The 13207-nt window shown below is 39.6% G+C and carries 9 protein-coding genes; all 9 read left to right on the forward strand.

Annotated features, from left to right (window positions below):
* The first annotated feature begins 45 nt into the window (after positions 1-45).
* The 9 genes from R2Q78_RS14710 to R2Q78_RS14750 all read left to right on the forward strand — a co-directional run bounded on the left by R2Q78_RS14710 (position 46) and on the right by R2Q78_RS14750 (position 13145).
* A complete protein-coding gene (locus tag R2Q78_RS14710) occupies positions 46-1959 on the forward strand; it encodes a RagB/SusD family nutrient uptake outer membrane protein (protein WP_316793197.1) in 1914 nt (637 codons plus the stop codon).
* A gap of 48 nt (positions 1960-2007) precedes the next feature.
* Positions 2008-3186 (forward strand): DUF4959 domain-containing protein, encoded by a 1179-nt coding sequence (locus R2Q78_RS14715; protein WP_316793199.1) that lies wholly within the window; start codon positions 2008-2010, stop codon positions 3184-3186.
* Between the two features lie 36 nt (positions 3187-3222).
* A complete protein-coding gene (locus R2Q78_RS14720; RefSeq protein ID WP_316793201.1) occupies positions 3223-3597 on the forward strand; it encodes a DUF4998 domain-containing protein in 375 nt (124 codons plus the stop codon).
* Positions 3598-3921: 324 nt separating this feature from the next.
* Positions 3922-4488: an RNA polymerase sigma-70 factor gene (locus tag R2Q78_RS14725; RefSeq protein ID WP_316793203.1), complete on the forward strand. Its 567-nt coding sequence runs from the start codon at positions 3922-3924 to the stop codon at positions 4486-4488.
* A gap of 186 nt (positions 4489-4674) precedes the next feature.
* A complete protein-coding gene (locus tag R2Q78_RS14730) occupies positions 4675-5802 on the forward strand; it encodes a FecR family protein (RefSeq protein WP_316793206.1) in 1128 nt (375 codons plus the stop codon).
* A 161-nt stretch (positions 5803-5963) separates the two neighbouring features.
* The gene (locus tag R2Q78_RS14735; protein ID WP_316793208.1) at positions 5964-9338 is read left to right on the forward strand and encodes a SusC/RagA family TonB-linked outer membrane protein; all 3375 of its coding nucleotides are present in this window, start codon (positions 5964-5966) and stop codon (positions 9336-9338) included.
* A gap of 11 nt (positions 9339-9349) precedes the next feature.
* Positions 9350-10804, forward strand: coding sequence for a RagB/SusD family nutrient uptake outer membrane protein (locus R2Q78_RS14740; RefSeq protein WP_316793210.1), 1455 nt, complete (start codon positions 9350-9352; stop codon positions 10802-10804).
* 17 nt (positions 10805-10821) lie between these two features.
* A complete protein-coding gene (locus R2Q78_RS14745; RefSeq protein ID WP_316793212.1) occupies positions 10822-11595 on the forward strand; it encodes a DUF4843 domain-containing protein in 774 nt (257 codons plus the stop codon).
* Positions 11596-11612: 17 nt separating this feature from the next.
* Positions 11613-13145, forward strand: a complete 1533-nt coding sequence (locus R2Q78_RS14750) for a PKD-like family lipoprotein (RefSeq protein ID WP_316793214.1) — start codon at positions 11613-11615, stop codon at positions 13143-13145.
* Positions 13146-13207: the final 62 nt, after the last annotated feature.

Consider the following 13207-nt stretch of genomic DNA (forward strand, 5'->3'; position numbering starts at 1 on the left):
CAGGATCTAACAAAATAGATTCAACTAGTTTTTAAAATAATAACGATGAGTAAGATAAAAAATATTTTATTTCTTTTGATGGTGGTTTTAAGCAACCTATCCTGTAGAAAGTATCTGGATGTTGTACCTGACTTTACTCCGACCATTGAAAATGCTTTTGCACTCAGGACACAGGCTAAAAAATATTTAGCAACCTGTTATTCGTATTTGCCCAGATTAGGAGAGTATTCAGACAATTTCACTTTTGTTGCCTCCCGGGAGATCGTGGCCCCTACAGGCGGGGTAACCTTATCTGTTGCGCCGGCGCTTCAGCAGTTTTTGGACATCGCTTATGGATCTCAGAGCGTCAACGACCCTATAGCCAACTATTGGGACGGAGCCCGGGCGGGTGTGCCCATGTATAGGGGACTTAGGGACTGCAATATTTTTCTTGAAAATATTAATAAAGTTCCGGACATGACTGAAGATGAAAAAAAACAGTGGATAGCGGAGGTTAAGACTCTCAAAGCCTATTACCATTTCTTCCTATTACGCATGTATGGGCCTATTCCGGTGATCAGGAAGAATTTACCAATTTCAGCGGATGTCGATGAGGTACAAGTAAAAAGAGAACCTGTGGATGATGTGGTTACCTACATCGTTGAATTGATTGATGAGGCCACACCTGATTTGCCTCCTGCAATCTTCAATACAACAGAAGAAATGGGCCGCATTACGAAGGCTGTCGCCTTATCGATTAAGGCACAAGCCCTGGTATTGTCGGCCAGCCCGTTATTTAATGGAAATGCAGACTATGCGGACTTCAAAAACAAAGATGGGCAATCTCTGGTGAATATCACTTTTGATGCAATGAAATGGAAAAATGCAGCTGATGCATGTAAAGCTGCTATTCAGGAAGCGCAGGGAGTAGGCCACAGTATGTATTATTTTTCAGCACCTGTTGGAACTCCGGCTATTTTACCAAGCACAAAAGCTGGTCTTGATATTCGTTGTGCCATCACTGAAGATTTTAATGTAGAGACCATCTGGGGCTTTAAAAATTCAAAACCCAATGCCTTACAACTTTTGGCGATTCCTAATAATGGCGGTTCAAGGCCGGCAATAATCGGGAATGCCTTCTATGGTGCCAATATGGAAGCTTGTGAAGTATTTTATACTAAAAATGGAGTGCCGATTGATGAAGATCCGACCTGGGATTATGCCAATAGATATACAAAGTTGGTAACCGTTCCTAATAGCCTTGATACGGGTTTATTAAAAAGAGGCTTCATAACCTCTAGCTTTAATGTTGAACGGGAAAACCGTTTTTATGCGGATTTAACTTTCCAGGGCTCTTCTTTTGTGTACAAGACTTATATGAAAGATTTGCTCTATTATACAGGGATTGGTACAGCTTCAAATGACAAATATTCGATGACAGGTTATTGGCCTAAAAAGTTAGTGAATTACAAAGCTACAGGAGATAACAATACAAGAACGATTGTCCCGTATACATGGCCGGCCATTCGTTTATCTGAATTGTATTTGATGTACGCAGAAGCATTGAATGAATCATCAGGTCCTTCGGCCGAAGTTTATAGCTATGTTGACTCCGTTCGGGTGCGGGCAGGACTAAAAGGAGTGGTGGAGTCCTGGACTCAGTTTTCTAAGAAACCTACAAAATTTGCCACTAAGGAAGGTTTGAGAGAGATTATACAACAAGAAACACAAATTGAGTTCATGTTTGAAGGGAATAATTATTGGAATGCCCGTCGTTGGAAGCGTTTCGACATTTTAAACAGACCCATTACCGGGTGGGATGTTTTAAAGAAGACCTCGGTACCAGCGGATGCAGCAGCACTTTATTATAAGAAGGTGAATTATTTTCAGCCCGTTGCTATGAATAGGGATTTGCTGGCCCCAATAAGAGAATATAACCTGTCCGTGAATCATAATCTGGTTCAGAATCCAAAATGGTAATATCGGTTTAAAGATAATTGTTAATTAGTAACTATAAAAAAATTGAATATGCGAAATATTATTTTTGTATTGATGAATTTTTTGGCCATTAGCAGTATGACTGCTTGCCGAAAAGTTGACAATGAGCGATCACCGCTTTTTTCTGACGGAAAGAAGCCTTTGCCTGTTACGGATCTAAAAGTGGAGAATGTTGCGGGGGGCGCAATCATAACCTATAAGGTGCCCAACGATCCTTCTATTCTGTATATTCAGGCCGACTACAAGATCAACGATAAGTTACAAAGACAGGAAAAAGTGTCTTACTTTTCCGATACCATTTTTGTAAATGGCTTTGCTAAAGTAGCGGAATACAAAGTAACCTTGTACAGTGTAAGCAGCAGTGAAATCAAATCAGATCCCGTGGATCTCGTCGTGAAACCAATGATACCCCCTTATCGTTCTATTGCATCAACATTAAAGATTCAGGAGACATTTAGTGGTGTGAACGTTACCTGTCAGAATCAAACGCAAGCAGAAGTTGGGGTGGTTGTCATAGTTGATACCACAGGAAGAGCCCAGACATTGTATACAGAGTATACAAAAATGATCCCAATAAATTTTAATGTGAGGGGACTTTCTCCTAAACCCTATAAAGTGGGTGCTTATGTGATAGACAAATGGGGTAATCTTTCTGATACGGTCTGGACTACAGTAACACCTCTATATGAAACGTTATTGAATAGAAATATTATGACAAACGCTCAGCTACCAAAAGATATGAGTTCACTTTATGGCGCCAGCAAAACACTTGAGCAGGTATTGGCATTGTCAGGGGCTACCGCTAGTTTTTATGGTGGATTCGGTAACATGACTACGATCTATTTAGGTAAAGCCGCAAAACTTAGTCGTTTTAAATTTTACCAGACAACAGATGGGGGGCTTTATAACTTTGTGAATCTGAAGACTTTTGAGATGTGGTCAAGTATGGCTCCCGGACCTACGGGCGCACTGGATGATGGGACATGGACCAAACTAGGTAGTTATGAAATTATAAAGCCGTCCGGTAAAGTGATTGGTCAAAATACGCAAATGGATATCGATGCGGCAAACGCTGGTCATAGTTTTGATTTTCCTAATCCGGTTATCCAGGCTAAGTATATCAGGATCGTTTCATTTGATACCTGGAACCTTCCGAATGCCAATAGATTGAGAATTGGAACCATATATTTTTGGGGAGATTCAAATTAATATTAAATGAATTTTTGAATAATTAAAACTTGATAAATGAAGAATATTGTTTGGTTGTTTTTGGTTGTTTCCGGTTTGGTTTTATCTTGCAGTAAAATGGAAGATCAGCACCTGAAATATGTGAAAGGGGGAGAACTTCATGCAGTTGGAGCTCCATACAACGTTGTGGTTACTGCTAGGACTAAAGGTGTCATTGTTAGTTTCGAAAAGACAGCAGACCCCGGCGTTATAAAGTATATTATTTCCTGGAGTGAGGGGAAGAATAGTATGGAAGTGATTCCTACAAGCAGCCGTATAGAAAATATAGAGATACCCAACCTTGCCTCCGGGAGTTATAGTTTTGAATTAATTGCCGTTGATGCAAAAGGGAATAAATCGAAAACCGCTTATGGCGTAGGCGTTGTCCAATAAATCAGTGCAATGAAGATATTTAAATTTCCATTTATTTTTATTGCTTTTCCGTATCCTGCGGCTTATTGAAGATGCAAAAGGTAATAGTTATCCGGTTCTGGGATTCTGTAGGGTTAGTATCCGTGCAGAATCCAACCGGTTTTTGCTTTGTTTAGACAGAGCTGACTCCTCACAATTTGATTATTATCTATTTAGTATTATCTTTGATACTCATTATGTTATTTATTTGATAAAGGAATTTTTGACAAATGCTCTCCTGAATTTATCAGTTTCTTGACATATGGTCTAATTTATTTTTTAAAGTTCAATTTAATTGTGGGGGCAATGTTGACTTATAGTTCACTTTCTGATTTTGAATTAACAGACTTGTTAAGAAAGGATGACGCCTCTGCTTTTACCGTTATTTATAATCGCTATTTTGATGTTCTGTATGTCCATGCCTACAAACGTTTGCAGGATAAAGATGAGGCGCAGGACGTCATTCATGAGCTGTTTGCGCACATTTGGAATAAGAGAAGAGATTTTTTTATTAAAACTAATTTGTCGGCATACCTGGCCACTGCAGTTCGCAATAAAATTCTTGACGTAATTTCTCACCAGGAAGTTGAATCAAAGTATGTGAGTTCCCTTCAGGGTTTTTTGGATGAGGGGCACTGTATTACTGATCATAGGGTCAGAGAAAGACAGTTGGTTGAACTCATAGATAAAGGAATTGCCGATCTGCCCCCAAAAATGCGTGAGGTTTTCGAATTGAGCAGAAGACACCAGATGAGCCACAAGCAAATTGCAGAACAATTGAATTTGTCTGAACAGACTGTCAGGAAACAGGTTAACAATGCTTTAAAAATATTGCGTGTGAAGCTTGGGTTGATGCTTTTTATTAGCTTATAAAATTTATTTTAAATTTTTATTAATTCTTTCTACCCCATACATACCCCACTCCCCGTCTATAGTTTAAAGGGGGGTCTCTCTAAAGAGATGCCTTTTGTACAACTAACTTATTTATTGATTATACATGTTTAGTAAGGGGATGCTTATACAGGGTATATATAAAAAACTACAAACAGTTAAAAACTGATGAAAAACAAAGATGCTGCACAATTATTATTAAAATACCGTCAGGGCAATTGCACTGAGGCTGAATTGGCTATGCTTGAAAGCTGGTATCTAAATTATAATGAGGCACCCTTATCTGAGCTTACCCCCGAAGTATTAGATTTTGCAAGAAATAAAGTTTGGGCGTCCTTGCCCGTTCACCAACATAAGAAAACACTCAGGCTTTGGCCTATGATGGCTGCTGCGGCTTCGGCCATTATAATTGTTGCCGCCGGATTGTTCTTTTTCCAAAACACCAAAAAAGCGGAGACAGTAAAAAAGTCTGCAGATTTTGTTAAAATATTACCTGGTGGAAACAAGGCGGTGCTCACACTTGCTGATGGATCTAAAATTTCGCTTACCGATGTAAAAGAAGGAAGTCTGGCCAATCAATCAGGAGTAACCATTACTAAGACTAAGGATGGTCAGCTGGTTTATCAGGTAAATAAATCGGAAGTGCAAAAAGGAGGGTCTATTGGATATAATACTTTCAGTACGCCACGTGGTGGAAAATATGAAGTTAACCTTCCCGATGGAACCAAGGTTATATTGAATGCTGAATCGTCATTAAAATATCCTATGGTATTTGCTGGAAACGAGCGAAAGGTGGAACTTAAGGGAGAAGCTTATTTCGAAGTAGCCTATAATAAAAATATGCCATTTAGGGTTGTTTCAGATCATCATACTATTGAAGTATTGGGAACTCACTTTAATGTTAATGCATATGATGATGAAGAAAACATCAAAACAACTTTGCTTGAAGGCAAAGTAAAAGTTAGTGTAGATAAAGGTACTTCAGTAGTTATCAAGCCTGGTGAACAGGCTATTGCAGGCAAAAGCAATATCAAAGTGGATGAGGTGAATACAGATGATATTGTGGCCTGGACTACAGACACTTTTGTATTTAATAACGAAAACCTCGGAAGTATCATGCGTAAGATTTCCAGGTGGTATGATGTAGATGTTGTTTGTCCGCCTGAACTAGCTAAAATGGAATTCGCAGGTACAATTTCAAGACAAAAAAATATTAAGGCTGTACTCAAAATAATGGACATGACCGAAACGGTTCACTTTAAATTCGAAGGAAGGAGGATTACTGTGATGCCATAACTTTTACTTTCTCAAAACAGTAATCCGGAACAAAAAAAATCCAGGAGCGGTTGCGACGCCCCTGAATTATGTGTTACTCTTAAAGAGTAGTTGTTCGGGACAGGCTGTTCATAAATCGACTTTACTAAACATTGGATCCTAAACCCAAACAAAACAAATGTATGAATTTTTACATGACATTTAAGCGATGCTTAACAGGCAATGCTTATGCCAAGATATTATTAAAATTGAAACTGACTTTTATAATATTAACCACAGTAATTCTGCAAGTTAGTGCTACTGGCTTTGCCCAAATTACGCTCAAGGAAAAGGCGGCTCCATTAGAGCAGATTATACAAAAAATCAGAAAACAGACAGGCTACGATTTCTTTTACAATGCTGGTATGTTAGCCAAAGCTAACCCGGTTACTTTGAATGTAAATGATGCTTCTGTAAAGGAAGTACTTGACCTTTGTTTTAAGAACCAGCCATTAACTTATAGAATAGAACAAAAAACGATAGTAGTACAATATCTACCAGAACGTATATTGGTTCCATATGCTGCTATAGTCATCACAGGTAAGATTTTAGATGAAAATGGAAAGCCAATCCCAGGTGCATCTATCAGGATTAAAGGTGCAAATGGAAGGGCTATTGCAAGTGCGGCTGATGGAAGCTTTAGAATCGTTGTTAATTCTGAAGATGATGTGCTTTTGGTTAATTATGTTGGTTATGAACCACAGGAGATTAAATTGAAAGGCAACCAGGGGCAGCTTACAATTAAAATGAGTATAGCTGAGAGCCAGCTTAAAGGTGTGGAGATCATCAATACAGGATTGTTTAAAAAGTCTGATAAAAGCTTTACAGGAGCATCTACTACGGTAACAGCAAAGGATCTGCAAGATTTCGGCAATAGAAATTTGATTACATCTTTAAGAAATATCGACCCTTCTTTCAACATCATTGAAAGCAATGCTTTTGGGTCAGATCCAAATCGTTTACCTGAAATACAGATCCGCGGTAATTCAAGTCTGCCGAATGTTGGCGAACTTCAGGACCAGACACGTGTGGGCCTGAATACCCCATTGATTATCCTGGATGGCTTCCAGTCTACACTTCAGAAAATGCTGGACATCAATGAGAACGAAGTTGAGTCCATCACAATGCTGAAAGATGCAGCCGCAACCGCGATGTATGGCTCCAGGGGATCAAACGGGGTTATTATTATTGTGACTAAGTCTCCAAAGATGGGGAAATTGCGTTTGAGCTATGGCGCCAACTTCAATTTTGAAGCACCTGACTTAACTGACTATAGTTTATTAAAAGCAAGAGAAAAACTTGATCTTGAATTAAAAGCGGGCTATTACAATAATGCAAGAGCGGAGACAGATCTCCCGCTAAAAAGATATTACAACTTCATTCTAAACGAAGTGAATAGCGGAGTTGAAACAGATTGGATGGCACTGCCGTTAAGATCCAGTCTTGGACAACGTCATAATCTGCGTTTAGAGGGAGGTGACCAGGCCTTCCGTTATTCTGCATCCGCTCAGATAAACAATATTGCGGGAGTAATGAAGGGCTCGGGACGTAATACCTTTAACGGTAACATTACGCTGGCCTATACCTATAAAACCATAAGGTTCAGAAATAACTTGCAGGTCCAGCAAACTAAAAAAACCCAGTCTCCCTACGGGTTATTCTCTGAATATGTACAGATGAACCCATATTGGAGAGCTTTTGATGATAAAGGCAATCCTGTAAAAGTGGTGGGCAATCCGGGTAATTTTGACTATTCCAACTTCTGGAATGTTTTGCCGACGAACCCTTTATACAATGCTACATTAAACACATTTGAAAAATCTCAGAATGCTGAACTGATTAATAACACCTCGGTAGAATGGAATTTGACTGATGATCTTGTTTTAAGAGGCCAGTTTGGAATTACAAAAGGGACGGTTCAGGACGATAAATTCAGACCGGCAGATCATACCGCTTTTGCCAATTATATAGATCAGGATGTGTTTAGGAAGGGAGATTATGCATATGGGATTACCAATGCACTTCAGTATGATGGAAGTATGAACCTTTCTTATTCCAAAACTTTTGCAGGCAAGCACATCTTGTTTGCCGGTATGGATTATAATGTCCGTCAGGATAAGAGTTCTACTAATAATTTTTTAGCAGAGGGTTTCCCCAATGCAAGCTTTGATTTTCCGTCTATGGCATTGCAATATGCAAAAGATGGTAAGCCCTTCGGTAGAGAAAGCCTGGTAAGATCTGTAGGTTTTACAGGTAACGTGAACTATAGTTATGCGAACCGTTATTTCATAGATGGCTCTCTTAGGCTGGATGGATCTTCGCAGTTTGGCTCGAACAAAAGATTCGCTCCTTTTTGGTCTACAGGTATAGGTTGGAATTTGCACAATGAAGAATTCCTTCGGGATAATAAATATGTCAACCGTTTGAAATTGCGTGGTTCTATGGGTATCACTGGATCGCAAAATTTTAACGCTTATCAGGCATTGTCCACCTATCAGTATTACCTCAATGACCGTTATTTTAACTGGATGGGTGCAGATTTGATGGGATTAGGCAACGAGAACCTGAAATGGCAGCAGGCAATGAAATACAACGTAGGTATGGACGCGGAATTCCTGAACAGGCATTTGAAGATTACAGCGGACGTATACCAGGAAACTACGAATGACCTTATTTCCTCCATTAACCTTCCTAGCTCAAACGGATTCCCTTTTTACATAGAAAACATTGGTAAATTAAGAAACAAGGGATACGAACTGAAAGCGACAGGATTTTTAATGATGGATCCAAAAGGCTTTACATGGAGTGTTTCCGGGGCCTTAATGCACAACAAAAATAAAGTAGTAGAAACTTCTCAGGCATTGAAGGATGCCCAGGCAGGTACCCTGAACGGTACTGCAGATCCGGGCCGTTTGTACATTGAAGGATATTCGAGCAACGACATCTGGGTAGTTCCTTCACTGGGTATCGATCCAAGTACAGGGAAGGAATTATATCTTGGTAAAGATGGTCTGCCAACATATACATGGAAAGCAAGTGACATCGTGTCTGTGGGGTCTACAGATCCTACTATTTTCGGAAACTTCAGCACCATGGTGAAATATAAGGAGTTCTCTGTTAATGCTTCATTCAGATACACAGTAGGCGCACAGCAATACAACAGTACTCTAGTTTCCAGGGTTGAGACCAATAGCTATAAATATAATGTAGATTCACGTGTTTATGATAGCCGCTGGCAACAACCAGGAGATATTGCAGCATTCAAAGGATTGCTGGTGACTACTCCGACCTTCAAAACGTCACGTTTTGTTCAGGATGAAAATACCCTGGTCTGTAACAACATCAATTTTCAGTATGACCTGCGATCGCAGAAAATACTCCAGAAATTGAAGCTGGAGGCACTAAACTTCACTGCCAACGTTGCTGAACCGATGTACTTATCAACCATAAGAAGAGAAAGAGGAACAACATATCCTTTCTCCAGACAGTTTTCTTTTAGCATTAATGCAACCTTCTAAATTATATAGAGATGAAAAAATTAAGTTTTATCGCACTTGTTCTGTTTAGCACACTATCAATAATTTCCTGCAAGAAATTCCTGACTGTTGTTCCTAAGACACAAATGCCTCAAAATGTGCTTTTCAGTACAGAAGGAGGGTTTAAAGACGCACTTACGGGAGCATACATTCAGATGAAAGAAAGTGGATTGTATGGCTTAGCCATGACTCAAACTACAATGGAATACCTGACCTCAAGTTGGGATGTGACCAATAATACGACAGAACAAAGAATCGGGCTCTTTAACTATGCCGATGCGGGCGTTGAAGGAAGTCTGGAGGGTATTTATGCCAAAGAATATGCTGTCATAGCAAGTCTAAATGCTATTTTGGGCCAAATTGATGCCAGGAAGGATGTGTTTACGACTCCAGGAATGTACGAGACCATCAAATCCGAATGCCTGGCAATGCGTGCATACTGCCATTTTGATGTTTTGCGTTTATTTGGCCCTATCCCGGTTACAACTGACGCAGGCAATATGTTGCCTTATGTAACCAAGCTGTCGACAATGCCAAATCCAAAAATCACATTCGACCAGTTTAAACAGGCATTGCTAAAAGACCTTGCTGAAGCAGAACTCCTGGTAAAAGACATCGATCCGATTACACAGTACAGTCTGGCCCAACTTAGGTCGCCATCACAGACTTCTGTGTTTAATCCGGCAGATACTTATATGGCATATCGTTACCTGAGGTTGAATTACTATGCAATAAAGGGCATTCAGGCGAGAGCTTATTTATGGTTCAATGATAAAGACAAGGCTTATGAATGTGCTAAATTACTGATTGAGGCAAAAAATACAGACGGAAGTCCAAAATTCAGATTGGGTACGTCTGCAGACATGACTGCTCAGGATTATGTATTGACTGCAGAGCACATTTTTGGATTGTATGACTTCAATATGTATGCTAAGTTTACAACTAACTATAATGGAGGAATTTTAAAGAAGGGTACGTCCGCCACTACCATCACAAACCAGCTTTATGGCAATACGGGAACCGATATCCGTGAAGCGAATCTATGGGAACTGATCACACTGGCCAATCAGGCAAAATGTTACATCACCAAAAAATACAAGGTGGTAGAGAAACCGACGAATATTGCTGCTGACTTTAAACAGATTCCGATGATCAGAATCAGTGAAATGTACCTGATCGCTGCTGAGGTGGCACCGTTGGCTGAAGGACAGGCTTACTGGGCGACTTTCAGACAATCTAGAAACATCTCAACCTCGATTCTCCCAACAGACCCCTTACAGCGTTCATTAGAGGTAGTGAAGGAGTTCAGAAAAGAATTTTATGCGGAAGGACAATCTTTCTTTGCTTACAAGAGAATAAATGCACCTAAGGCTAATTTCCTGTTTGCGCCATCGGCTGCAACGCTTAACTATTTGATCCCGGTTCCTAAAACAGATGCGGTAAACTAATACTAAATTCTAAAGAGATGAAAGCATTAAAATATATGATTGTGGCAATGGTTATACTGGCCATTGCTTCATGTAAAAAAGACCAATATTATTTGTATGATGACGTGGCAAGGATTCAGTTTGGTCCTGAACCGTCGCGGATTTATACTACATCTTATAATCTGGCGGATACGCTAAAGCCTTACACCTTCTTTTATGAAGATGCAAGCGTAACCCAGGATACTGTTTTCTTTGATATCTATGCCATTGGTGGTGTTTCAAAAACAGACAGGACATTTACCCTCGCGCAAGAGCAGGTAACCAGCGCAACAAACGCTATTCCAGGAACACAATATGTTGCTTTTAATGATCCTAAAGCGACTAAAAATTTCGTGATAAAGGCCGGAACTGCCCATACCCGCGTGCCCATCGTTTTGCTAAGAGACGCCAGCTTGAAAACTTCAACTCCTGTGTTGAAATTTAAAGTGATAGCTGATGGCAATTTCCAGGTAGGTGAAATCAATAACCTTTGGAGGAAGATTGAGTTTACGGACAGATTGAGCCAACCAGCTGCATGGAATGCCAGTGCCGTCCAGTTCTACTACGGAAAATATAGTGTGACAAAACATCAATTTATGATCGATCAAACCGGGGAGAAATGGGATCAGGACTTTATGGCTCCACTTCCGTCAGATTATGCGTTGTTGCAATACTGGACTGGAATGTTAAAAATAACCCTTATCAATTACAATAATGCACATCCCGGAAATCCATTGAGAGATGAGACTGGTGAATTGGTAGTATTTCCTTAATTAACAGAAAAACAACAATGAAAAATAGATATAAAATTTTATGCCTAGGCGTGATTTTATTAACGGCGTCTTGTGCAAAGGACAAGAGCAATTACGACTTTCAGCCAAAAGAGGTAATAACGGTTAAAGGAATAGAAGCTAATTATACCACGGTATCTGAAAAAGAAAGTTTGGTATTAAATCCTGAAGTATCTTCAACTGATCCTAATGCTAAATTTGAATACTTATGGGGCATATATGAAACGAGTGTACAAGGATCTGCGCCCGTACTTGATACTATTGGGCGTACTAAAGAACTTAATTATCTCGTGTTAAAGCCAGCAAAAGGCTGGGTGTTGGTATTTAGGGTTACGAATGTAAATACAAAATATTCGCAGTATTTTACTTCATCAATAAATGTTGTTACACAGTTTACGAGAGGTTGGTATGTTGCGAAAGACGATGGTATACAGTCAGATCTTGACCTTTTTCTTACACCTACAGCAATCACACCTGTTGGCAAACTAGAAAATGTGTACAGTGAAAATAACGGAAAAAAACTTGAGGGGAAAGCCAGCATGATAACCTTTTTCTCAGCCTATAAATCGACCGTAACAGGCGTGCTTGGCAATACCCGTGCTTTATTTCTTCTAACTGACAAGAATGTCTCCGGATTGAACATCAACACACTTAAGGAGATCAGGGGATATAATACTTTGTTTTACGATGCTCCGGCGGTGAAGGCTCCTGATGCAGTATTTTTAGGGTCACAAGCTAATTATCTGGTTAATAACGGACAATGCCATAGTCTTTACGCCATGTCTGCCAATACAGGACAATTTGGTGTAGCTAAGATCAAAGATGATTTAGCCACCCCGTACCATCTTTCAAAATACTTTTTTGGCTATTGGATAGCTGATCCATTCTTTTTTGATGAAACGAGCAGTTCATTCTTATCTGCTACAGGTACCGGCGCCGTGATGACATCAGTTTCAGATGCGCCACCTGTTGATGGTAAAAAAGTAACCGATATGCCGGCAAATAACAACAACAAGAAAATGTTATACATGGGATATAAAGCGAGCAATATGGCCTACGCGATGTTCCAGGATAAAACAGTTCCATCCCTGAAAATATTGTCTGCGATAACCCCTAACAGAACGGCATTTAAAATGATAAACGATACGTTGCAGACCACCAGTAAAATTTACAATGCCACAAGATTTGCTTTATTGGATGGTGATGAGAATATGATCTATTTTGTTCTTGGTAATGAAATATGGTCGAGGAACCTGAGCAACAAATTCGAACAGCTTCAATATACTGCTCCTGCCGGTGAAGAGGTTACTTTTGTTCGTCACAGAAAATATACGTCAGAAGCAGCTTATGCACACAACTACGTAATGATCGGCACTAAATCCGGAAGTAATTACAAAGTTCGAATGTTCACAAAATCTTCAGGCAACCTGGCATCTACCCCGGCATTTACTTTAGAGGGTACAGGTATTGTAAGAGACGTTTTATATATGTCTCCATCAGTGAGTGAGACAACTTATAGTTATTCCTATTAGAAAATAGAACACCTGAGTTTTTAACACTCAGGTGTTTAAACAACTTAATAACCACACATAAA

The sequence above is a fragment of the Pedobacter frigoris genome, from assembly GCF_032678645.1.
GTDB lineage: Bacteria > Bacteroidota > Bacteroidia > Sphingobacteriales > Sphingobacteriaceae > Pedobacter > Pedobacter frigoris_A.